The following is a 22,363-nucleotide window of genomic DNA, read 5'->3' on the forward strand; positions in this document are numbered from 1 at the left end:
TTCCGAATCATTTGGCCGATGGCACTGGATGTGGAAAAGTGAGCAAGGGGAAAAGGCGCTGACTGAAGTCAAATCTGCCTCAGAGGAGTGCTGTGAAGAGTTGGGCGTAGTTTATGAAGCCTTCCTCGTGAATACCCTTTTGATCGAGGAGCCAACCGGGGGTGGGGTTTCCTAAACCGGGTTCACAGAAACTAACTGTGCGCCTTTTTGGCTACAGCGTTTTGCGGGGAGTCCACCAAACCAATCTTGAGGTTTGGTGGAGCATAGCGGATTCGAACCGCTGACCTTCTCAATGCCATTGAGACGCTCTACCAACTGAGCTAATGCCCCGTGCTGCGGGAGGAAGAGATAGTACCACGATCTCAAAAACAGACAAGTGTTTTCTGTAGTTTTTTGTGATGTTTTTTTGGGTGGAGAGGAAGTTCCGGGCAGGTGCCCCTAATCAGGTGGAGGCTGCCGTTTCCGTGGAAAAATGAAAACCGGTGGCAAATGCCACCGGTCGAACTTCCGCCTCGATGATGCGGAAACCAGGATGCCTGGAGTCGATGTCAGAATGAAGCTTAAGCGGCTTCGCGACACAGGTTGGAACGGCCCAGTTTCCGCACCGCCAGTTCAATCCGTGTCTTCACAGTACCCAAGGGCAAAGACAGCCGGGCGGCGATTTCACGCTGGCTCAGTCCGCTAAAGAAAGTGAGCTGCACCGCGACTCCTTGTTCCTTGGGAAGGTCGGCGATGAGATGATCGAACAGTTCCGTCAGTTCGTTGTGGCGCACTTCGCGATCCACGGTGGAATCTTCTGCGTGCTCCACTTCCGGCTTGATGGACTCCTCGTACCGGTTGGTGGCTTTCTGGTAGGAGGTGAGCTGGCGTACACGGTCCAGCGCACGGCGGCGGGCGATGGTGATGAGCCAGCCCAGCAGTTGGCCTTTCTTGGCGGAGAAGGTGGCGGACTGCTTCCAAACCTGAATGAAAACATCCTGGAGGACATCGTCCACGTCAGCATCCACGCCTACTACGCGACCGATCACGCCGCGGAGAACGGGGCGGTGACGCTGATAGAGGATTTCCAGCGCCTTCTGATTTTGCTCGTCGGTGATCAACGCCATCAGCGATTCATCGTCAAGAAGTGCGAGTTGGGTGGAGGAGGTTGTGGGGAACGGGATGGTTTTCATGGGAGAAGTGGGGCGGGGGCTTTGGCTGGTGGTTCGCAATCGGAGTTGCGACACCCCTTCCTTATGCATGTCGCGTGCCATCACCGTTTGTTGCGTTGTAACTTGCTGGTTATCAACGGTTTTATGTGGGGCTGGATCCTGGAGGGCGAGGGCCGGGAGTCCGTTTTTCGCTCAGGATGCACGAAGTCTCATGCGTTTTGCACGCCGATACGGCCGAAAGGTGCACGCAACACGACCCCGTCGCCCTCGATGATGTTTTTCTAGACAAATGGATGCCGATGCTTACTCTAAGGCCAGATGTCTTTGACAGTGCACAGCCTTAATCTTCTTCCCGGTCTCCTTCGACTCGGGTTGGCGACCCACTGATCTTTCCCTCCCGCCACCCATGAAGGTGGCCTCGCACATCGGTTTCTGTTGGCCTCCTGCTTGTCAGGGCCCCGTTTCTCTTCATCTATTCTTTTCTCATTTCCATGTTTGTCCCTGCTTCTCAAAAGTACAGTCCCTTTCCCGCCATCGATCTGCCCGGCAGACAGTGGCCTTCGCGAGTCATGACTCATGCACCCCGCTGGTGCAGTGTGGATCTGCGCGATGGCAACCAGGCCCTGGCGGCACCCATGAACGTCTCCCAGAAACTGGAGATGTTCGATGCCCTCGTGAGGTGTGGTTTCAAGGAGATCGAAGTGGGTTTCCCCTCCGCCTCCAACACGGAGTTTGCCTTCAATCGCCGACTGATTGAAGACGGTCGGATTCCGGACGACGTGACCGTCCAGGTGCTGGTGCAGGCGCGTGAGGATCTGATTGAAAAGACGGTCCAGTCTTTGATCGGGGCGAAGAAGGTCATCATTCACCTGTATAACTCCACTTCGCCGGCGCAGCGCCGCTATGTCTTTGGCATGGAGAAGGAGGACATCTTGAAAATGGCGGTGCGCGGAGCGCAAATGATCAAGGAGCGCCTGCCCCGCCTGGAGGGAGCAGATGTCTCGTTGCAGTATTCTCCTGAGAGTTTCAGTGCGACAGAGGTGGAATTCGCCAAGGAGATCTCCGAGGCGGTGATTGATGTGTGGCAGCCCACGCCGGAGCGTAAGATGATTCTGAACCTGCCGGATACGGTGGAAGTCGCCATGCCCAATGTCTATGCCGACCAGATCGAATGGATCGCCACCAACATTCGCAATCGCGAATCTCTGGTCATCAGTCTGCATACCCACAATGACCGTGGCACTGGTACTGCGGCGACCGAGCTGGGATTGCTGGCAGGCGCGGATCGCGTAGAAGGCACTCTGTTTGGCAATGGTGAGCGGACGGGCAATCTGGATATCGTTCAGGTCGCGATGAACCTCTACATGCATGGCATTGATCCAGGGCTGGACTTCTCCAACCTGAATGCCCTGCGCGAAGTTTATGAGCGATGCACCGGCATGTCAGTGCCGCCCCGCCATCCGTATTCGGGAGAACTGGTATTCACCGCCTTCAGCGGTTCCCATCAAGATGCCATCAAGAAAGGCCTGACCGGTTGGGAGAAGAAGGGCGGCGTCTGGGACGTCCCTTATTTGACCATTGATCCGAAGGACATCGGTCGTGAGTATCGCGAGGTGATCCGGGTAAACAGCCAGAGTGGCAAAGGCGGGGTCGCCTACTTGCTGGAGGCTGAGTTCGGCATCGAGCTGCCAAAAGATTTGCAGCGGGAATTTGGCCCGTTGGCCAACGATGAGGTGGATCGTCTGGGGCGCGAAGTGACCGCGAGCGAACTCAAGACCATGTTCTGGAACGAGTATATCGAGAGGGAGCAGCCCTACTCTCTGAAACACTTCCATGCGGATGGCACCACGGGTGTATTCCGCTGCCGTGCCAGCGTCTTCCAGAAGGGGCAGGAGGTGGAGGTTACGGGAGAGGGCAATGGTCCTATCGCAGCGTTTGTGGACGGCCTGGTCAAAAGTGGCGCCCCCGCCTTTGAGATCGCAACCTACCGTGAGCAGTCTCTGAGCGAAGGCACTGGTGCCAGTGCGTTGTCTTTCATCCAGATCAAGCTGGCTGGCGGCAAACACGTCTGGGGAGCAGGGGTGGACACCAATATCGAATTGGCCTCCATCAAAGCAGTGCTCAGCGCGGTGAACCGTGCGATGAAATAATTCAGGGGTGGTGCTCCCAAATGAAAAGCGCCCGCATCCGGTGAGGATGCGGGCGCTTTTGTTTTCGGTAAAGAGGGTCAAGCTTTAGGCCACGTCTTCCAGCCCCAGCATCTTGATGACCTCCTGGGGTACGCCAGGGTAGTCGCCGGGAAGGCTGATGTTCCCCACGTAGCCCAATTGTTTCCAAGTGGCGCTGTGGGTGTAGTACCCGCCCAGGGTCAGCTTGCGGAAGAGACGGAAGAAGCTAACACCGATCTTGTACTGCGGCTTGGCGGTGGTGTGATCGCAGATGTCATCCACGATGGCGGTTTGTTGGGCGGCAGTGAGCTCCACGAAGGTCTTTTCAAACCGGCGGAAGCTTTCGGTATTGAGCCAGCCGAGGCCGCCGCGAATCACATCGCAGTCGTCCTTCTTGTCGTCATAGGGGGCGCTGCACCATTCGTTGATGAAGTCATGCACGCCCACCTCGCTGGCCGCCGGGCCGAGGTTGTCCTTGGGCAGGATGATGTCGGCGAGGACCTTGGTGGTGTTCAGCTCCTCGGGGGAGAAGAGTTTGGTCCACGGATAGACCGCAGGCTTCATGTAGTCCGGGTCGTAGATCGGACTGCGGGTGGAGATTGCCGGAGGCGAAGGTTCCGTCTCATTGGGAGCGGCCAGCACGTCTGGGGCTGCGGCAGTACCGGCTGCGGTGCCGGCAAACCACTTCAGGGCGTCGCGGCGGGAAAGGGGGGCGCGGTTGTCAGACATTGGGAGCGAGGAGAAATTGTTTAACCACAGAGGGCACAGAGTTTCACAGAGGGATTATCTTGAAGTCAGTTTCCTAGATGTTGCCGCGCTTCATCTCCTCCATGAGGTACTCACTGCCGCGCCATGCGAGGGCCAGGATGGTGAGCGTTGGATTTTTGTCCGGGTTCGAGGGGAGTACGGACCCGTCCATGAGGAAGAGGTTCTTCACCTCCCAGGTCTGGCAGTACTGGTTGGCGATGCTGGTGGCTTCGTCCGGTCCCATGCGGGCGGTGCCCACTTCGTGAATGATCTCACCAGGGCGCTGGATGGCATCGCGGCCGGATTTGGGCTTGGCGGTGCCGCCCATGAGCTCAATGAGCTCGGCAAAAGTCTGTTGCATGTGTTCGGCCTGCTTGATCTCGTGATCGCTCCACTTCCAGTGGAAGCGCAGCACCGGGATGCCCCATTGATCCACCACAGATGGATCCAGTTCGCAGTAGCAGTCCTTGTTGGGGACCATCTCGCCGCGACCGGAGAAGCCAAAGCTGGCACCGTAGTAACGGCGGGCATCTTCTTTGAGCTTGGTTCCATAGACCCCGGGGGATTTGCCGTCCAGCACACCCAGGCTGCCCACGCTGGGCATGCGGCGTCCGCCGCCCATCTCAATGTGGTAGCCGCGGGCGAACCCGAGCTTGTTGTGATCGCGAACCAGCCACCACGGGGTGTACACGTGGATGCCGCCAGCGCCGTCTTCGTTGAAGGGCGGCAGGTTTTCCAGAGCGGGAATGTGCGCCCCCAGATTGGTGCCCACGCTGTCCATGAGGTTCTTGCCCAGCTGCCCGCTAGCGTTGGCCAGGCCGTTGGCATCCTTCCCCTTGGAATTCATGAGGATGCGGGTGGTCTCGCAGGTGCTGGCGGCAAGGATGACGACCCTGGCTTTGGCCACAGCATCCTTGCGGGTCACTTTGTCAATGTAGTGGACTCCGGTGGCGCGACCGTCTTTGCCCACGATGACTTCGCGCACCATGGCGTCCGTAATGATGTCCAGATTCCCGGTCTGCAGGGCAGGTGGGATGAGCACCGTGGTGCTCTGGAAGTTGGCCCGGATCGAGCAGCCGCGGATACAATCTGTGGCCCAGAAGCACGGTGCCCGCATGGACATGTCCGTGCCCATGATTTCCTGCGCCTTGGGATTGTTGGGGAAGAGTTCCTTCGCGATCTTGGGCCCGTTCATGGGCTTGGTCAGTACCGCGCGGCGGGCGGCGACGATGGGCACTCCTACTTTTTTGCCTGCCTTGCGGGCCAGCAGATCACCCACGCGAGGTTTCGGCGCAGGCTGTAGCACCCCTGGTGAGGAGTCGGGAGCATTTTCAATGCCACAGTTTTCGCCGTACACCCCGATGAGCATCTCCGTCTTGTCATACCACGGAGCGATGTCGCCGTACCGGATGGGCCAGTCATAGCCCAGACCATCGCGAGACTTGGGGATGAAATCATGTTCACCAAACCGGAGGGAGATGCGGCCCCAGTGGTTGGTGCGGCCTCCGAGCATACGGGAGCGCCACCACCAAAAAGATCCCTCTGTCCCGGGTTTGTTTGTGTACGGCTCTCCAGGCACCTGCCAGCCGCCGCCTACCGTGGCGTCGTAGTAGCCAAAGAACCGGTCGGGTGTGCGGTCACCTCTCAGGGGGGCCATCTCCGGTGTGTTGAACATCGGCGTCTCCTTCATGGGCTCGTAGTTGCGCCCGGCTTCGAGCATCAACACCTTCATGCCGTTTAGGCTGAGCTGCAGGGCGGCCATCCCGCCGCCCGCACCGGAGCCGACGACGATAACATCATATTGTGGTTGAGTCTTGCGATCCGTGAGGAGTGCCATGGAGGAGAGGAGGGAAAGAAGTGAGAAGAACTCAGAAGGGGCAGAAAGTAACGCGCATCGCTCTGGCTCTATTACAATTCAGAGCAAGGAACGCAGCAAGGGGCAAGGTGAAACCACAGGTCTGGACCGAATGGTGGGGCTGCGCCGAGGGACGTGCTGCCGGCTGCATGGATCAACCTATGTGCTCCCATTTGCTCCGCGAGATGTGCTTTTTTGATCAGGTTTTGTCACCGAAGGCTGAAAGAGTCAGGTCGCTGAAACCCTTGATCTCAATCGCGCATCGTCCGTCCGCCAGAAGCCATGAAATACGACTCCCATATCGAGCATCCCGACGTCATTCTCATCGGCAGCGGCATCATGTCCGCCAATCTTGGGGCGATGCTGAAGAGGCTGGAGCCGAAACTTTCCATCCAGGTCTATGAGGCGACGGAAGAGCTGGCCCAGGAGAGTTCGCATGGCTGGAACAATGCTGGCACCGGCCATGCCGGAATCTGTGAACTCAGCTACACGCCCAAGCGTGATGCGGACGGTTCGGTGAACGTCCAGAAGCTGATCGAAATCTTTGCGCAGTTCGAGCAGTCCAAGCAGTTCTGGAGCAACGCCGTGGCCAGTGGCATGATTTCCGGGCCCAAGGAGTTCATCAACCCGGTTCCCCATCTCAGCTTCGTGCATGGGCAGGAGATGGTCGATTTTCTGCGGGACCGATACGAGGGCATGGCCGCCCACCACTTTTTCCGCGGCATCGAGTACTCGACTGACCGTGAGACCATCGCGAGATGGGCACCTTTGTTGATGGATGGCCGAGGAAGTGAGCCGGTGGCAGCCACGAAGATGGACAATGGGACGGATGTGAACTTTGGAGCCATCGCCCGGAAGTTGCTGAACTGGCTGGGTGCCCAGGACCGTTGTGGGATTGCTTCAAACCACCGGGTCACGGACATGAAACGTGGGGCCTCGGGCTGGACGCTGGAGATTAAAGACCTCGCTACTGGCCGGGTTCGCACCAATGACGCCCGGTTCGTGTTTGTAGGCGCGGGAGGCGGGAGCTTGCCCTTGTTGCAAAAGTCGGGAATTGCGGAGGCCAAGGGGCTGGGAGGTTTTCCCATCGGTGGGCAATGGTTGATTTGTGAGAATCCAGAGGTCGTGCGGCGTCACCAGGCCAAGGTGTATGGTCAGCCGCTGGATGCCGCGCCCACCATGGCGGTGCCTCACCTGGACACTCGGATGTTGGACGGCAAGAAGACGTTGCTGTTCGGGCCGTTTGCCGCCTGGACCACCAAGTTCCTGCACAAGAAGGGAAGCCGCCTGGATCTGCCCGGCTCCATTCGACCGGACAATCTCTTCACTTTGATGAACGTCGGGCTGCACAACTTGAGTCTGGTGAAGTACCTGGTGCAGCAGGGGACCCAGAGCATGCAGGATCGTTTGGATGTCCTTCACGTCTTCTATCCAGCGGCCCGAGAGCAGGACTGGAAACTCATTGATGCAGGAATCCGGGTGCAGGCGATCAAGAAGACCGATGGCAAGGCCGGAATCGTCCACTATGGCACGGAGGTGATCACCAGTGATGATCTCAGTCTTTCTGCCTTGCTGGGTGCCTCGCCGGGTGCCTCCGTCTCCGTCAATATCGTGTTGGAGGTTGTGAAAAAGTGCTTTCCTCACCTGCTGGACACTCCTGAAGGCAGCCGACGCATGAGCGAGTTGATCCCCACCTGGCACCTGGATGTCCGGAAGCCGGAGTTGGCAGGACGGTTCCACGAGATTCGCCGGGAAGTGGATGGGACATTGCAGCTGGCTTGATGGGCTCTGGCCGTTTTGTCGGCAAAGGGTGCCAGAATTGCCAACTTTGCGTCTTGTGCCTTGAAGTGTCGTATCTCCTCAAGATACTAGTGCTCCTTTGAAGTCCGTCGCCAACCCATCCACCACTGCTACTCCTTCCCGATTGCTGTATGCCACCAGCGCAGGACTGGGCGGCGCGGGGTTGAACACGACTTCTCTGGAAGGGGTGTTGGCTTCGTGGCGGGGGGGATATCTGAGCAGGGCAATCTGCTATGCGAACCGCCAGCAGGAGGTGCCGGCGGGGAAAGTGAGATCGCTGCAACACCATCCTGTGCGGCTGCTCTCCTGTCTGGGAAGCAAGGACTACTATGCCGCCAAAAAGACCTATCTGGACTGGCACGTGGCGCGAGAGCTGCGGCGGGGTGGCTACGACTTCTTCCATGGTTGGAGCGGGGAGTGTTTCCAATCCCTGGTCGAGGCCCGTATGCGGGGGGTTCCCAGCGTCATGGATGTCCCCACCTGGCATCGGAACAAAGGGGTGGTGAAACCGGCCGAGACCAAAACGGAGCGTGAGGCGAGGTTGAAGGATCGGGGATGGCGTGACTGGCGGAAACACCTGCATGCCACCCGCCTGCACAATCTGGCAGAGTACGACCTTGCCAGCATCCTCCTCATGCCTTCACGGAAGTCTGCTGAGACTTTCCTGGTCGCGGGAATTCCGGAGCGGAAACTGCAGTATGTGGGACGCGGCGTGGATCTCGCCCGATATCGTCCTGCGGAGGCACCGCCCGAGGTGTTCCGAGTGGGATTCGTCGGAGCGCTGATTCAAAGAAAAGGCGTGCATCATCTGATTGAAGCCTGGAAAAGGCTTCGTCTCCATGATGCCGAACTGGTTCTGGTGGGCAGTGTGCACGAGGAAATAAAACCTTTCCTCCATGGGGCCGAGGAGGCGGGAGTGCGAGTGGTCGGCTTCACCTCCAGTGTGCAGGACGAGCTCCGCCGTTGCGCGGTGTTTGCCTTCCCCAGCGAGTGCGAGGGATTTGCCAAATCCACCCTCGAGGCGGCGGCTTGCGGCCTCCCGCTCATCGCCACACGCGAGTCTGGCGATGCCATCGTGGACCAGGAAACGGGGCTGCTCATCCCTCCCAACAACGTGGATGCCCTCTGTGCCGCGTTGGAGCACGCTGCCAAGCACCGGGATGCACTTGCCGAGATGGGCAGGAAGGCCCGTGCCCTGGTGGAGCGTGAGTTCACGTGGGATCACTACAGGCAGCGCATCTCGGCAGGATACGCCCGAGCGTTCGCAGTGGGACGCTGAGGCTCAGGCAGCCATTGCCTTGAAAGGGTTTTAGGAAAACGCGATCGATTCCTGGGGAGGGCCTTGCCATCATTCCCACCGGCCGAACTCTTCCACCAGCTTCTCCTGACGATACGCGAATATCCTCGTGAGTTGCATTTTCACGAGGGGGAAAGCCACGTCTCCAAGCGGTGTCAGCGGAAGTTTGTACACCACATGGTCGCGTGCGAGCGTGCCACCATCTGGAAGTTCTTCAAAAGTGTGAGTGTGCTCCCACAAGGCGTACGGTCCCTTCAGTTGGGTGTCCACGAAGTGGTTTGGCGGATCCCATGCGGAGATGAGGGTGGTCCAGTGAAAGGACATGCCAAAGATTGCCAGCTTATAGTCGATGAGAGCACCTTCCTTGATCTCCAGCGGAAGAGGGGAGATGATGTGGAATTTGAGTTCCGGGGGGGTAATCTTTTCCAGGTTGGTGGCGTCGGAGAAGAAGGCAAACACCTGTTCCCGCGGAGCAGGGAGTTTGAGTTCATAGTCCAGAGTGTGTTCCATGAAATGTGAATACGGTGGATTGTCTGCCGGGGAAACCGCCAAATGTCCTGAAGCAGGGGCACTCATGCGGAATCCGTATTATTTGACCTTGGATGTGCCGCAAGAACTGGCGGAAGTGACTCCGACCGCTTTGACGCAGGCCTTTGTGCAACAGAGGCAGAAGGACACGATGGGTGTGCCGCGCAAAGCGCTCGGAGTATGGGCAAAAAGATGAGTCAACCCGGGCTTTGAAGTTTTTTTCACATTTTCTATTGCAAGGTGTTCAAATGTTAATTATTCATTTGAACACCATGCGCCACCAACGACAATTGACTCCCTACGAGCTCTTGAAGTTCTTCGCCGACGGCGCGCACTGGCGCCGCCTGTTCTCCAAGGTCAGCACCATCGAGACCGCGCCGCAGTGGCGGCACTTGTACGAGACCTACCTGGACTCGCAAGCCTGGTGCGAAGTGCGTCAGCAGCGGTTGGCCTTGGATCAGCATCGCTGTGTGTGCTGCGGCTCCACCGGGGAGGCGGGCCGGTATCTTGAGGTGCACCACCAAGACTACCAGAAGGTGGGGGGAGAGGATGTGGCCGAAGATGTGCGCACCCTGTGCCGCCACTGCTTTCACGGAGACAAGGGACGCCTCGATTTTCTCGCCCGCCTGCGTGGTCCCCGGCCCTGGGATGAAATTTGCCGTCTGGGTTATGACAGCATCATGGAGACGGTCCGCACTCGTCGCGATCTTGCGGCCGCTTCAGCACCCGCTGCCATGGTCGCCTAGGCACCCCTTTCAGACGATGGCCTCACCGGCTGTCGTAAAGCCCCCCTGGAACTGAGGAGGGCGGGACGGTAACGTCGCATCCTTTGATTTTCCTCCAAGTATCAGGTCTGGTGCTTGGAGATTTGAAGTTTGATTCTCTATCTCTTTTGACCTCCCACGTCCGGCAGGAATGCCGTCAGCAGGCCGATCAGCGGCAGATAGGCGCACACTTGATACACATAATTGATGCTGGTGTGGTCAGCCAAATTGCCCAGCAGGGCAGAGCCAATGCCGCCCATCCCAAAGGCGAAGCCGAAGAAGAGGCCGGAGATCATGCCCACCTTGCCCGGCACCAGTTCCTGGGCATACACCAGAATGGCGGAGAAGGCGGAGGACAGCACCAGCCCGATGACCACGCTCAACACAGCGGTCGTGTACAATCCGGCATGCGGCAGCCAGAGAGTGAAGGGAGCCACGCCCAGAATGGAGGCCCAGATCACACGCTTGCGACCGAAGCGGTCACCCACCGGGCCACCCAGGATCGTCCCGGCTGCCACGGCGAACAGGAACACGAACAGGTAGATCTGTGCGCTCTGCACCGGCAGATGGAAGCGGTCCATCAAGTAGAAGGTGTAATAGCTGGTCATGCTGGCCAGGTAGAAGTACTTCGAGAAGATCAACGCTCCCAGAATCGTCAGCGACCACACCACGGTGGAGGTGGGAAGCGCCGCATGAGCTGATTCCAGAGATTTCGCGGACTTGCGGTGTACCCGATGCAGATTGCGGGCCTGCCACAGGCCCACGTTCCACAACACGGCCACTCCCAGAAATGCCACCACAGAGAACCAGGCGATGGAGCCCTGACCGTGCGGCACAATGATCAAGGCGGCCAGCAAGGGTCCAATGGAGCTGCCAGCGTTCCCACCCACTTGGAACAGGGATTGCGCGAGGCCGCGGCGACGTCCCGCTGCCATATGAGCAATCCGGGAGGCTTCAGGGTGGAAGATGGCAGAACCCATGCCCACCAACGCGGCGGAGCCCAGAATGGAGGCAAAACTGCCGGCCATGGAGAGGGCCACCAGACCGCACAGGGTCAGCCCCATGCCGATGGGCAATGAGAACGGCAGGCTGCGCTTGTCGGTGTACCAGCCCACCAGGGGCTGCAACAGGGATGCCGTGACCTGGAAAGCAAAGGTGATCATCCCGAGCTGGCTGAAGGTGAGGTGATACGACTCTTTCAGCAGGGGGTAGATGGAGACGAGGAGCGCCTGGATGGTGTCGTTCAGCAGGTGGGAAAAGCTGATGGCGAACAGCACAGCATACACGGTCGTTTCCGCCGTTCGCAGGGTAGGCGACGGCATGTCTTCATTGCAGGTGGATTCCATAACCCCGCCAACTTCTTGGATCTGGCGAGAGACGCAAAATCACTGGCAGGTGAGAAGTTGTATTTCAGTGGTACTTTTCTCGGATTTGGTCTCTGAAGGATTCTGGAGCGGAGCCGGCATACCTCCGGAAGAAGCGGCTGAAATAGGAGGGATCGTGAAAGCCGAGGTCGTAGCCGATCTCGGAGACGCTCAAGTCGGAATGCAGCAGCAGGCGTTTGGCATCCAGCAGGCGGCGTTGGCGGATGATGTCCCCGGCCGACCGTCCGGTCTGCTCGTGAACGATGTCGTTGAGATGGTTGGCGCTCACGCCCAGAATTTCAGCATAACCTCCCACGGTGGTTATTTCTTTGAATCGCTGTTCAACGGAGAGAAGAAAGTGCCGCACCAGTTGTCCGGCCCGTGACGCCTCCTTATGGGGATGCAGCCGTGCGTACAGCCGGTTTACCCGAACCAGGAAAAGACGCAGAATGGAACGCATGGCGTCTGCTGCGTCCGGGAGCGCAGCGTCAAACTCAGACTGCAAGAGTGGAACCAGCGGCAGAATACCATCAGAATCTCCGTCTGGAATCTGTAGCAGCGCCGCGACATCCACCGAGAAGAAGAACGGGTAGTCGTACAGGACGCTCGGCGGCGTGGACCGGAGATCGAAGAACTCCTGGGAGAACGAAAGGGTGGTGCCTCCCAAATTGTCACTGGGACGAACGGTGTGCACCTGACCTGGACTTAGGAAGACAAGGGTATTGCCGCTCACCCGGTATTCCTGGAAATCATGCATCACCTGCGCCTGTCCTTGCAGAATGAAGATTTGGAAGAACTCGTGGTAGTGGGGCTGGAGCCGCTCGGGATCCATGCGCACCGAGTCCATGAAAGGCACGACCACCACGCCCTGCTGTCGCAGTTCGGCCTGACCTGTTGCGGTCATGCCGTAGTGGGGAATGGACTCTCGCCGGATCATCGGTTCGTCCCACCATGCTTGTCTCGCCGGATGATTTGTCAAATGACTGAGGATGAACGGTCACATCGGACAAAGGTGTATTGACACCCATGGCGAAATCACGAAGACTTTGTGGCATGAGTGCTGGAAGCATCGGTTCCCCCGTCGATCATCCGCCGTCGCACGCCACAGCTCCGCATATTCTGGCTGCTGCCAGGGCGGTGTTGGCAGAGCGCCCCATCATCACCCAGTCGTACTTCACACGTCTGAGGGATGGTTCCATGTCCTATGCGGAGTTCGTCCGTTCCCAACAGCAGTTTTATTTCGCGGTGCGGTATTTTTCCCGTCCGATTGCTGCCCTGGTTTCGCGCTGTCCGGATTCCTCCATGCGGATGAATCTTGTGGAGAATCTGGCGGAGGAGCAGGGCGGCTTTTTACCTTCCCATGCCCATGATCGTACCTTCCTAAGCTTCCTGGAGAGCCTGGGTGCCGCAGCTCCCGAAAAGGAGGGGCCGGAGGTGAGGGCCTTCAATTGCGCCCTGCTCGGGTCCTGTTATGGAGAGGACCTGGAGATGGCATTTGCTTGCTTGGGAATCATAGAGCTGGCCTTCGCAGAGATATCCGCCTGGATCGCCAGCGCTGTGGTGGATCGCGGGTGGATCGCTCCGGACCGGCTGGTTCACTATGCCTTGCACGCGGAACTGGATCATCGGCATGCCGAGGAGTGCTTTGTGGTCATAGAGCCAAGGTGGGAGGAGTCATTGTCCCGGAGACAAGCCATCCAGCATGGCCTTGAGCTCGGGCGTTATCTTTTCTCCCGTCTATATGTGGATCTGGACGCGTTGAACCCTGCACTGGCCGACGAATGAACGGGAAGCAGTATCACCCCAGGCTGAGTGCTCAACTCGCCCGGGAATTACATGAGCATCAGCCCATGCGCCACTATGCCCGGATGGGGTGTTTTGTGGCGATCTATGCAGCCGGTGCGGGCGCGGCATGGTGGTGCTCTGCATTTGTGGCATCACAACCTGCGTGGTGGTTGCTAATGCTGCCTTTCTATCTGGCAGCGGCCGGGGCGTTGCACGGGATCAGTCTGTTCACTCACGAAGCCGTGCACCAGACGCTCTCCTCGCATCCGGCCTGGAATCGAATTTTGGGTGCGGTCTGCGCCATCCCCGTCTTGCAGAATTGCTCTGCCTACCGGGTGTTGCACCTGCGGCATCACCATCACCTGGGTGAGGGCGGGGATCCTGATCATTATGCAAACTACACCCGGTGGTCGTGGATGGTGTCGGTGTTGAACTGGTTGAGGCTGCTCGTGGGGTATCCAGTGTACATCGTTGCCATCCCGATTCTCGGATTCAAACATGGATCAAGCCGGGATCGCGTGGGCATCCTGCTGGAACTGGCCGCCACTTTAGCGCTGGGGATGGTGTTGCTGTTGGCTCCTTTACCCGAGGGCCTGTTGTGGCATGGCTGGTTGGTGCCCATGATCATCATCAATTTCATGGTCAATGTGCGGGGCATGAGTCAGCACACACTGCTGCCGGAGGCGACAGATGAGGTGCGGGGGACGCGGAGCATTCTTACTGGTCCCGTGGTTTCCTTCTTCATGTGCCATGAGAACCTTCATCTCGAGCACCACCTCTATCCCGGAGTGCCGTGGTACCATCTGCCCAAGGTGCATCAGGCGCTCCGTCCGCAGCTGGCGGCCATGGGGGCACCGTACATCGGGTCGTACTCGGCCTTTGTTTTGAGGTTTATGCGCTATACTGTGAATCGAGGCCGTACGGGGGCCTGTGATGTGGGCCGGCTATCGGCCGGGGACGACGGGAGGAAATCATGACCGCAGGTGCCAAGCTGCCGCCACCGGATGCCTGGGCTGTGGAAGCCGCCACATGGCCCCTGGCGTTTGCTCAGGTGCGGGAGGACCCCCGCGTGGATCTGGAGGTGATCCGATTGCTCCCGCCTCGCGCGGAGGTGGTGATGATCGCCTCAGGGGGTGAGACGGCAGTCTGTCTGGAAAGGCACGGCCTGGGGCGGCTCACCCTTGTGGACATCAATCCTGCGCAATTGGCTCTGGCGAAGCTCAAGCGGCATCTGGCAAGGCAGCACGCTGTTGTCTTCTCCCTGCCTTTGCTCGGACATGCCAGCATGCCTCCAGGGGCCAGGCAGGTGGCGCTCTCCGCGCTGCTGGATACGTTGGAACTCGACAGGGGAATTCTGGGCCCGTTGGAAGGAGTGGCAGCGCTGGGTCCGGATCATGTCGGGCGCTATGAAATTACTTTTGCAGAATTGTGGAAGGAGCTTTCGGCCGATCCGGAGACTTTGCAGGTGCTGCTCATGTCCGACCGGATGCCTGGGGCCGTGGAACAGTTGGGACCCGAGACCCAGTTGGGGCAACTGCTGGAGCAGGCTCTGAGCAGGGTCATGAGTCTGCAGAATCTGGTCTGTCTCTTTGGAGAAGAGGCCACGAGAAATCCCCGCCAGCCTTTTGACCGGCATTTTGCAACGCGGCTGCGGGCCAATGCGAGGCGCGGTTTTGCCGCGGAGAACCCCTTCCTCTGGCAGATGCTGGTGGGCATGTTTCCTCCTGCGCAGCCCTATGACTGGCTGCTGCCGGGGCCACTTTCCTCCCAGGTGGACTGGCTGCCTGCTGACCGCATCCAGTATCTTCCGGGCAGGATGAATGAGGTGCTGGAGAACCTGCCGGATGCGAGTGCAGATTTCATCCACTTGTCGAACATCCTGGACTGGCTTTCTCCGGAAGTGGCTACTGCCAGCCTAAAGAGCGTGGCCCGAGTGTTGCGTCGGGGCGGGCGGGTGCTCGTTCGCCAGTTGAATTCCTCGCTGGAAATCCCCGCCCTGCATGCAGGGTTGCAGTGGGACGCCGCTCTTGGGGCGAGCCTTCATGCCAGAGACCGCAGTTTCTTCTATACTGCGATTCACGTGGGAAGAAAGGAGTGAGATGGAGGTGTTGTGCTTTCAGCATGCAGTTCCCTCTGGGCTGGAGCGGACGTTGCAGGAGTTCGAGGAACAATTTTCCTACCCGCTCGGAGAAGGGGAGTCGTTTCACGTGTCCCATGGCGGCAGATACTTGAACTTCTTCCACGCCATGGGACAGGCCAGCCTCTGTGTCGCCATGAGACGGGAACAGGTGTTGGGTACCTTGGTGGGAGTGCGGCGGCCCATGAGGCTGGCGGACGGGCGGGTGGTCGCGGCCACCTATGTGTGTGATCTCAAGGTGGCGTCTGGAGGGCTTCGTGGCCGGGTTTTGTTGGGCCTGGGCAGGGCCTTGGAGGCGGTGTGGCGGGAGGCCGGTGGGGGCCCCGGGTATGGAGTGGTGATGCAGGGGACCGCGCAAGCGCCCAATGCCTACACAGGGAGAGGCCTGCTTCCCGGATTCACGAGCGTGGCGGATCTGGTGATTTTCAGATTGCCAGTTCAAGGAGTCGAGACGCTGGATGAAGAGGTACGCGTGGTGGATCTTGCAGAGGCGCAGCGGGGATTCACTGAGTTGACCGTGAGCGGAATCGTCCCCATTGGAGGAACGCCCTCGAATCGGTCCTCTATGAATCCCGTGCCTCTGGTCTTGGGAGATCCGGTGCGCGCATCTGGCGTGGTCGAGGACACCCGGCTGGGGAAGAGACTGGTCGTCAGCGGGGGGCAGGAGATGAAAGCGGCGCACCTGTCTCACTTTGCGTTCCGTTCCGCCGGGGATGGCGCGCGCTTGATTCGTGCTGCTTTGTCTGAGTCGGATCGTTGCGGGTTCCCCTCGCTGTTCGTCTGCGTGCCCGCCGCAAGGGCGGACGCGTTGCAGAAGTGTCTGGCGGATCTCAAGCCTACGGTGGCCCCGGCGGCGGTGTATGCGCATGACGCTGGGATGAATGGCGGGGCCGACTGGTGGGTGCATTCCTCGGAGATCTGAGGCAAACAATCGTGGGAGACTCGAGGGCGGGGTTCGTGGTAAGTTTGCAGGGATTTTCCCAAGCTGACCCAACCTCCCATGATCGTTCCCGAATACTGGGCAGAAGCCCGCCTCCAGACCAAGGAAGATGGCCGCCAGATCACCATCAGGCGGTTCGGGTGGTCTGATGACAGCCAGGAGGCTGCTGAGGCCATGGCTCAAGAGCGGGCGGCAGAAGCCATGCGGCGGGCCCGTGCTGGCGAAAAGCTGGACAGGCGGGAGTTCAAAACGCCCTACAACGGTGCGGATGGGGTGCCGATCCGGGAGGAGATCCTGGCCCGACATGGCGATGTGGTCATCACCCGGAATTCCTATGGAGCTCCCTGCCTGAATACTCCAGACGTCCTGTTTCTGGATGTGGACTTCGAGGAGAAGGCGGGATGCGGGCTGATGGTGAGAATCTGGCAGTTGCTGGCTCTGATCGTGGTGTCGTACGCCATCTTCGAGCGATCATGGAAGTACGCGGCGATCGGTTTGGCTATCTCAGCGGCCCTGGCTCCTATGGTGGCATCCTTTCTGAAAAAGACCTGGATCCGCTGGAGCGGGGGAGTGGAGAAAGTGGCGAGGAAGCGGATTAACCACTTCCTGAAGGCTCACCCAGACTGGAATCTGCGGGTGTACCGGACTCCGGCGGGATTTCGGCTGTTGGCATTGCATCGCACCTTCCAGTCGGATGATCCGGAGGTGGAGTCCGCCTTCAAATCCCTGGATGTGGATGAGATGTACGCCAGGATGTGCCGGAACCAGCGCTGTTTCCGGGCAAGGGTGGGACCCAAGCCTTGGCGAATCGGCATTGGCGATCACCTTCGTCCGCGCCCCGGGGTGTGGCCTGTGCATCCGGACCGGCTGCCCCTCCGCCAGAAGTGGCTGGAACGCTACCATGCCAAAGCGCCGGGCTTTGCCTCGTGTCAGTTCGTGGAAGACCTTGGCAGCGGGGTGATTGATGCAAAAGTCGCCTCGGTGGCGAAGGTGCATGATGAACTCAGTCGCGCCCACTCAGGTCTGACCCCGGCCTGACCGCTTCCTCCTGAGAGAGATTCCTGAAAGAAGGGACGTCTTTTGGCGGTTGCGACAGACGAAAAAAACAGGTGATTTCTGTCCAACACAATGGGCGAAATTGCCTTCTTCTCCCGTGCGGCCCGTTCGCTTATCGGCCGGATGACTTTCATGATTTTCGTTCCTCCCATGATCCGCCTCAGCTTCATCGTTCCTGTACTGGCTGTCGCCACCTTGACCCCTGCGGCCGAGCCGGACGCCAACCGGGTTGCTCTGGAGTTTTTTGAGAAGGAGATCCGGCCCATTCTCGCCAATCGCTGCTACAGTTGCCACGGCGAGGAAAAGCAGAAAGGCAGTCTCCGTTTGGATGACATCGGGCACGTCCTGGCGGGCGGTGATTCTGGTCCCGCCCTGGTGGCTGGCAAGCCGGATGATTCGCTGATCGTCCAGTCCATTCGCTATACTAAAGATGACTTCCAGATGCCTCCAAAGGAGAAGCTTCCGGATGACGAGATCGCCAAGCTCGAAAAGTGGGTCAAGCTGGGAGCCCCCTGGCCCAAGTCCGCTGCCACCGTGCGTTCCACGGTGGATGAATTCGGCTTCACCAAGGAAGACCGGGCCCAGTGGGTGTTTCAGCCGCTGGCCAATCCCAAGCCCCCTGAGCTTCCAGCGAACAAGTGGGTGAAGGGTCGTATTGACTCATTCGTCGCAGCCAAGCAGGCGGAGATGAAGCTGGTGCCCGCGCCCGCTGCCACACCGCAGGAGCTCGTTCGCCGGGTTTACTTTGACCTGCATGGGCTCCCGCCGTCGCCCGAGCAGATCGAGTCATTTACCTCCCGCCATGATGACAAGGCCTACGAGAAGCTGGTGGATGAACTCCTGGCCAGCCCCCGCTACGGCGAGCGCTGGGCTCAGCACTGGCTGGATCTGGTGCGCTATGCGGAGAGTGATGGCTACAATGCCGACGGCTATCGTGATTCCGTCTGGCCTTATCGCGATTGGGTGATCAAGGCGCTCAATGACGATATGCCCTACGACAAGTTCGTCCGGTTGCAGCTGGCTGGAGACGAGATCGATCCCGGCAATCCCGAAGTGCTGATCGCCACGTCCTACCTCCGGAACGGGATCTATGAGTGGAACCAGCGCGATGTCCGGGGCCAATGGGACCTGATTGTCACGGACATGACGGACAATGCGGGCGAGGTGTTCTTGGGGTTGAGCTTTGGCTGTGCCCGCTGCCACGACCACAAGTTTGATCCCATTTTGCAGAAGGACTACTATCGTCTGAAAGCGTTCTTTGCGCCCGTGCTCTGGCGGGATGACATGAAGCTGGCCACCGCAGAGGAGCAGGCGGCTCATGCCAAACTGCAAGCAGAGTGGGAAGCCGCCACGGTGGACATTCGCAGCAAGATGGATGCGATGACCCTGAAGTCTCTGGATGGAAGCATGAAGCGCGCAAAGGGCCGTTTCTCAGAAGATCTACAGGCCATGATGAACAAGGAGCCCGACCAGCGGGAGACCTTGGAACAGCAGCTTGCCTGTCTTGCCCAGCGGCAGGTGGAGTACGAGCGCGTGCGCTTCGACCCCATGAAGACGCTTAAGAAGCCTGAGGACAAAGCGGCGTATCAAGCGCTGGTCGAAGAGCTCAAGAAGTTCGACAATCTGAAGCCGAAGCCGCTGATGGATGCGTTCGTCGCGACCGATGCCGGTCCCAAAGGGCCTGCGAACCTGTTGAAGACTCGCCGAGGAGAAGCGGATATCGCTCCGGGATTCCTCACTATTCTTGAGCCGAATGAGCCCGAGATTCAACCCATCGGCAAGTCCACGGGACGCCGCAGTGCCCTGGCAAAATGGATCACCCGTCCGGACAACCAGCTTTCCACCCGTGTGATCGTGAACCGTGTCTGGCAGTACCACTTTGGCCGCGGCCTCTCTGGAACCCCGAGCGACTTGGGTAACATGGGAGAAAAACCGACCCACCCCGAACTGCTGGACTGGCTTTCCCGCCGGTTTGTCGCAGAAGGATGGAGCCTGAAAAAGCTTCATAAGGAGATCCTCATGTCAGCCACCTACCGGCAGACGGCGTTGCGTCAGCCTCCGGTTGAGTACGGTCAGATCGATCCTGGTAACAAGTTCCTCTGGCGCTTCCCGCCGCGTCGCTTGGACGCCGAGCAGGCTCGTGATGCCATGCTCATGGCGAGCGGTGAACTGGATCTCACGATGGGCGGTGCGGCTTCGGACGCCAAGGAGCCCCGACGCTCCATCTACACCCGGAAGAAGCGCAACAGTCAGGACGAACTCCTACGGAGCCTGGACGCGCCTGCGAACTTCACCAGCACCTCCGAGCGCCAAAGCACCACCACGCCTACTCAGGCGCTGCTGATGGTGAATGGCGACTGGATCAACTCTCGCTCCCGCAAGCTGGCCACCAGGGCCACCAGCGTCGAAGAGGCCTGGAAATTCACTTTGGGTCGGTCGCCCACTGATCGCGAGAAAAAGCTGGTTGATGCCTTTTTTAAACGACGCTTGGGGGCCGATGCTCCTGCAGTCAACGGCAATCCCTCCTCAGCAGACTCCCATGCGGACTTCAAGGTCGGCACCCCGCAGGAACGCCTGCTGGTCAAAGGGGCTCCCGAGGAAGGGGACGATTTCACGGTGGAATCTGTGTTCACTCTCAACAGCGTGGACGCCGGGGCCTCCGTGCGCACGGTGGCTTCGCGTTGGAACAGCGGCAAAGACACGCAGGAGTCGTTTGGCTGGAGCCTGGGTGTCACAGGGGAGAAATCCCGTTTCAAACCGGGCAATCTCATCGTGCAACTCGTGGGAGAAGACGACAATGCCAACATTGCCCACGAAGTGGTGGCATCCGACATCCGGATCGGCCTTGGCAAGCCTTACCATGTCGTGGTGCATGTTTCCGCAACTGAAGGCGTGGTGGAGTTCAAGGTCACAGATCTGAGCTCGCCCGGGACCCCTCCGCAGACGGCAGAGGTCAAGCACCGGGTACGTCGAGGGCTGGGCAAGGGTGTGTCCGAACTGGTGGTTGGCGGCTTGAACCAGAGAGCTGCGCCGCATCAGTGGGACGGCCGTCTGGACGCCCTGCGAATCACCCGGGGGGAACTGCCTGTGGAGCAGGCGACAGCCAATGCTTCCAGCTGGAAGGACGGCCTCCTTGTCTGGGATGCCAACCGCCCGTTGGATCCCCGGATGGAGTGGGCCGGCTACGACGGAAAGTCGGACTCCGACAACCCCTTCCAGAGGGCGCTTGCGGATCTCTGTCATGTGCTCCTCAACAGCAATGAATTTCTCTATCTGCACTGATCAGGCGTCTGGTACCCAATAAAACTCCAACTCAGCATCTTTGGTTATGGCTTGCAACAACATCACCTACGCTTCCAACCGCCGTGACTTCCTTCGCACCGCGGGTTGCGGCTTTGGAGCTGTGGCCCTGTCCGCTCTTCTGGGGGAAAACGCTTTCGGAGCTGGCACCGCCGACACCTTGAACCCCGTGGCGGCCAAGTTGCCGCATCGGTTCGGCAAGGCAAAGAGCGTCATCTTCCTGTTCATGGAAGGTGGTCCAAGTCACCTGGATACATTCGATTACAAGCCGTTGCTCAATGAACTGGATGGGCAGCCTCTGCCCCCAAGCTTCAAGCAGCCGGTGCTGGCCATGGGTGAGTATGGCGCCCCGATTTTGGGCTCCAAACGTGCGTGGAAACAACATGGCGAGAGCGGGCTCTGGGTCTCCGACTGGTTCTCCAACGTGGCCAACCATGTGGATGATCTGGCGGTCATCCGTTCCTGCCATTCCAACGGCATCAACCACGCGGGTGGGGTGTGCCAGATGAACACGGGTTCCATTTTTGGCGGACGCCCCTCGCTAGGGGCCTGGGTCACCTATGGTCTGGGCACGGAGAACCAGAATCTGCCAGCCTTTGTGGTCTTGAAAGACAGCGAGAGTGGCGTCATCAATGGAGTGCGCAATTGGGGCACCGGATTCATGCCAGCTGTGTATCAGGGCGTGGAGTTCAGTCCGGAAGGGGTGCCAATCAAGTATCTCGACAACCCGAAAGGAATGACGCCGGAGCGTCAGCGGGAGAAGCTGGATCTGCTGGCCGGCCTGAATGGCATCCATGCCGAAAAGCGTCGCGACAATACGGAACTGGAAGCCCGGATTCGCAGCTATGAACTCGCTTTCAAGATGCAGGCGGAGGCTCCGGTCGCCGTGGATATTTCCAAGGAATCCGAAGCCACCAAAAAGCTCTACGGCTTGGACCAGCCGGAAACGGCGGTGTATGGCCGAAACTGTCTCCTGGCACGTCGTCTGGTGGAAAACGGGGTGCGCTTTGTCCAGCTCTACAGTGGCGCTGGCAGCAAGTGGGACTCTCATGCCAATATCGAGGGCAATCACGGCAAGCTCTGCCGTGGGGTGGACCTTCCCATCGCAGGTCTTCTCGCAGACCTCAAGTCTCGTGGCATGCTGGAGGAGACGCTTGTCATCTGGGGCGGTGAATTTGGTCGCACGCCCATCAGTGAGCAGGGTGGCGGACGCGATCACAACCCGACTGGCTTCACGATGTGGATGGCGGGTGGCGGTGTCAAAGGCGGGCAGACCATCGGATCCACGGACGAGCTGGGACTCTATGCCGTGGAAGACCGCCTGCATGTGCATGACATCCACTCCACCGTGATGCACTTGATGGGCCTGGATCACACCCAGGTGGTGTACAACAACAAGGGGCGGCCGGAGCGCATCGACCAAAACGAAGGTCACCCGTACACGAAAATTCTGGGCTGATTGCTTGAGCAA

General features: G+C 59.2%; 18 protein-coding genes and 1 tRNA gene. 12 read left to right on the forward strand and 7 right to left on the reverse strand.

Annotation, left to right across the window (positions count from 1 at the left end; translation table 11 throughout):
• Positions 1-254: 254 nt before the first annotated feature.
• Both VSP_RS15070 and VSP_RS15075 read right to left on the reverse strand, forming a co-directional pair.
• A tRNA-Ala gene (locus tag VSP_RS15070) sits at positions 255-330 on the reverse strand.
• A 230-nt stretch (positions 331-560) separates the two neighbouring features.
• Positions 561-1,172, reverse strand: a complete 612-nt coding sequence (locus VSP_RS15075; protein ID WP_009961629.1) for an RNA polymerase sigma factor — start codon at positions 1,170-1,172, stop codon at positions 561-563.
• Between the two features lie 470 nt (positions 1,173-1,642).
• Here VSP_RS15075 and leuA point away from each other — a divergent pair, with 470 nt between their 5' ends.
• Entirely contained in the window at positions 1,643-3,301 is a 1,659-nt protein-coding gene (gene leuA / locus VSP_RS15080) for a 2-isopropylmalate synthase (protein WP_009961631.1), read from the forward strand.
• An 84-nt stretch (positions 3,302-3,385) separates the two neighbouring features.
• Here leuA and VSP_RS15085 read toward each other — a convergent pair whose 3' ends face one another.
• Positions 3,386-4,048, reverse strand: a complete 663-nt coding sequence (locus tag VSP_RS15085; protein ID WP_009961633.1) for a gluconate 2-dehydrogenase subunit 3 family protein — start codon at positions 4,046-4,048, stop codon at positions 3,386-3,388.
• 73 nt (positions 4,049-4,121) lie between these two features.
• Positions 4,122-5,903 carry a GMC oxidoreductase gene (locus tag VSP_RS15090; protein ID WP_009961634.1) on the reverse strand — a complete coding sequence of 594 codons (1,782 nt, stop codon included), beginning with the start codon at positions 5,901-5,903 and terminating at the stop codon, positions 4,122-4,124.
• A 300-nt stretch (positions 5,904-6,203) separates the two neighbouring features.
• Here VSP_RS15090 and mqo point away from each other — a divergent pair, with 300 nt between their 5' ends.
• Complete coding sequence (gene mqo, locus VSP_RS15095; RefSeq protein WP_009961636.1) at positions 6,204-7,703, forward strand: malate dehydrogenase (quinone); 1,500 nt, start codon at positions 6,204-6,206, stop codon at positions 7,701-7,703.
• A 97-nt stretch (positions 7,704-7,800) separates the two neighbouring features.
• A complete protein-coding gene (locus VSP_RS15100; protein ID WP_157210913.1) occupies positions 7,801-9,000 on the forward strand; it encodes a glycosyltransferase family 4 protein in 1,200 nt (399 codons plus the stop codon).
• 69 nt (positions 9,001-9,069) lie between these two features.
• Here the strand turns inward: VSP_RS15100 and VSP_RS15105 are convergent, their stop codons facing one another.
• Complete coding sequence (locus VSP_RS15105) at positions 9,070-9,528, reverse strand: SRPBCC family protein (RefSeq protein ID WP_009961639.1); 459 nt, start codon at positions 9,526-9,528, stop codon at positions 9,070-9,072.
• On the opposite strand from VSP_RS15105, the gene VSP_RS15110 reads away from it, so the two are divergent.
• Entirely contained in the window at positions 9,527-9,742 is a 216-nt protein-coding gene (locus VSP_RS15110; RefSeq protein ID WP_009961641.1) for a hypothetical protein, read from the forward strand. The two genes, VSP_RS15105 and VSP_RS15110, sit on opposite strands and share 2 nt — an antisense overlap.
• Positions 9,743-9,818: 76 nt before the next feature.
• Positions 9,819-10,292 carry an HNH endonuclease gene (locus tag VSP_RS39495; RefSeq protein ID WP_009961643.1) on the forward strand — a complete coding sequence of 158 codons (474 nt, stop codon included), beginning with the start codon at positions 9,819-9,821 and terminating at the stop codon, positions 10,290-10,292.
• Between the two features lie 137 nt (positions 10,293-10,429).
• Here the strand turns inward: VSP_RS39495 and VSP_RS15120 are convergent, their stop codons facing one another.
• Together VSP_RS15120 and VSP_RS39500 are read right to left on the reverse strand one after the other, a co-directional pair.
• Positions 10,430-11,656, reverse strand: coding sequence for an MFS transporter (locus VSP_RS15120; protein WP_009961645.1), 1,227 nt, complete (start codon positions 11,654-11,656; stop codon positions 10,430-10,432).
• A 64-nt stretch (positions 11,657-11,720) separates the two neighbouring features.
• Complete coding sequence (locus VSP_RS39500; RefSeq protein ID WP_009961647.1) at positions 11,721-12,578, reverse strand: helix-turn-helix domain-containing protein; 858 nt, start codon at positions 12,576-12,578, stop codon at positions 11,721-11,723.
• A gap of 149 nt (positions 12,579-12,727) precedes the next feature.
• Between VSP_RS39500 and VSP_RS35585 the strand changes: the two genes are divergently transcribed.
• The 7 genes from VSP_RS35585 to VSP_RS15165 all read left to right on the forward strand — a co-directional run bounded on the left by VSP_RS35585 (position 12,728) and on the right by VSP_RS15165 (position 22,351).
• Complete coding sequence (locus VSP_RS35585) at positions 12,728-13,459, forward strand: iron-containing redox enzyme family protein (protein WP_009961649.1); 732 nt, start codon at positions 12,728-12,730, stop codon at positions 13,457-13,459.
• 65 nt (positions 13,460-13,524) lie between these two features.
• Entirely contained in the window at positions 13,525-14,436 is a 912-nt protein-coding gene (locus tag VSP_RS35590; RefSeq protein WP_157210914.1) for a fatty acid desaturase family protein, read from the forward strand.
• Positions 14,433-15,557, forward strand: coding sequence for a DUF3419 family protein (locus tag VSP_RS35595; RefSeq protein WP_009961652.1), 1,125 nt, complete (start codon positions 14,433-14,435; stop codon positions 15,555-15,557). Before VSP_RS35590 ends, VSP_RS35595 begins: the two co-directional genes overlap by 4 nt.
• A 148-nt stretch (positions 15,558-15,705) precedes the next feature.
• Positions 15,706-16,518, forward strand: coding sequence for a hypothetical protein (locus VSP_RS15150; RefSeq protein WP_198141396.1), 813 nt, complete (start codon positions 15,706-15,708; stop codon positions 16,516-16,518).
• A gap of 78 nt (positions 16,519-16,596) precedes the next feature.
• Positions 16,597-17,574: a hypothetical protein gene (locus tag VSP_RS15155; protein ID WP_009961655.1), complete on the forward strand. Its 978-nt coding sequence runs from the start codon at positions 16,597-16,599 to the stop codon at positions 17,572-17,574.
• Between the two features lie 168 nt (positions 17,575-17,742).
• Complete coding sequence (locus VSP_RS15160) at positions 17,743-20,874, forward strand: PSD1 and planctomycete cytochrome C domain-containing protein (protein ID WP_063607731.1); 3,132 nt, start codon at positions 17,743-17,745, stop codon at positions 20,872-20,874.
• 46 nt (positions 20,875-20,920) lie between these two features.
• Complete coding sequence (locus VSP_RS15165; RefSeq protein ID WP_009961660.1) at positions 20,921-22,351, forward strand: DUF1501 domain-containing protein; 1,431 nt, start codon at positions 20,921-20,923, stop codon at positions 22,349-22,351.
• Positions 22,352-22,363 lie beyond the last annotated feature (12 nt).

Source organism: Verrucomicrobium spinosum DSM 4136 = JCM 18804, from assembly GCF_000172155.1.
In the GTDB taxonomy this organism is placed as follows: domain Bacteria; phylum Verrucomicrobiota; class Verrucomicrobiia; order Verrucomicrobiales; family Verrucomicrobiaceae; genus Verrucomicrobium; species Verrucomicrobium spinosum.

What these genes read in the sequence shown, in the direction of transcription:
- VSP_RS15075 (WP_009961629.1), bottom strand. Translation starts at nt 1,172, where the DNA reads ATGAAAACCATCCCGTTCCCCACAACCTCCTCCACCCAACTCGCACTT.
- leuA (WP_009961631.1), top strand. Translation starts at nt 1,643, where the DNA reads ATGTTTGTCCCTGCTTCTCAAAAGTACAGTCCCTTTCCCGCCATCGAT.
- VSP_RS15085 (WP_009961633.1), bottom strand. Translation starts at nt 4,048, where the DNA reads ATGTCTGACAACCGCGCCCCCCTTTCCCGCCGCGACGCCCTGAAGTGG.
- VSP_RS15090 (WP_009961634.1), bottom strand. Translation starts at nt 5,903, where the DNA reads ATGGCACTCCTCACGGATCGCAAGACTCAACCACAATATGATGTTATC.
- mqo (WP_009961636.1), top strand. Translation starts at nt 6,204, where the DNA reads ATGAAATACGACTCCCATATCGAGCATCCCGACGTCATTCTCATCGGC.
- VSP_RS15110 (WP_009961641.1), top strand. Translation starts at nt 9,527, where the DNA reads ATGAAATGTGAATACGGTGGATTGTCTGCCGGGGAAACCGCCAAATGT.
- VSP_RS15105 (WP_009961639.1), bottom strand. Translation starts at nt 9,528, where the DNA reads ATGGAACACACTCTGGACTATGAACTCAAACTCCCTGCTCCGCGGGAA.
- VSP_RS39495 (WP_009961643.1), top strand. Translation starts at nt 9,819, where the DNA reads ATGCGCCACCAACGACAATTGACTCCCTACGAGCTCTTGAAGTTCTTC.
- VSP_RS15120 (WP_009961645.1), bottom strand. Translation starts at nt 11,656, where the DNA reads ATGGAATCCACCTGCAATGAAGACATGCCGTCGCCTACCCTGCGAACG.
- VSP_RS39500 (WP_009961647.1), bottom strand. Translation starts at nt 12,578, where the DNA reads ATGACCGCAACAGGTCAGGCCGAACTGCGACAGCAGGGCGTGGTGGTC.
- VSP_RS35585 (WP_009961649.1), top strand. Translation starts at nt 12,728, where the DNA reads ATGAGTGCTGGAAGCATCGGTTCCCCCGTCGATCATCCGCCGTCGCAC.
- VSP_RS35590 (WP_157210914.1), top strand. Translation starts at nt 13,525, where the DNA reads ATGCGCCACTATGCCCGGATGGGGTGTTTTGTGGCGATCTATGCAGCC.
- VSP_RS35595 (WP_009961652.1), top strand. Translation starts at nt 14,433, where the DNA reads ATGACCGCAGGTGCCAAGCTGCCGCCACCGGATGCCTGGGCTGTGGAA.
- VSP_RS15150 (WP_198141396.1), top strand. Translation starts at nt 15,706, where the DNA reads ATGGGACAGGCCAGCCTCTGTGTCGCCATGAGACGGGAACAGGTGTTG.
- VSP_RS15155 (WP_009961655.1), top strand. Translation starts at nt 16,597, where the DNA reads ATGATCGTTCCCGAATACTGGGCAGAAGCCCGCCTCCAGACCAAGGAA.
- VSP_RS15160 (WP_063607731.1), top strand. Translation starts at nt 17,743, where the DNA reads ATGATCCGCCTCAGCTTCATCGTTCCTGTACTGGCTGTCGCCACCTTG.
- VSP_RS15165 (WP_009961660.1), top strand. Translation starts at nt 20,921, where the DNA reads ATGGCTTGCAACAACATCACCTACGCTTCCAACCGCCGTGACTTCCTT.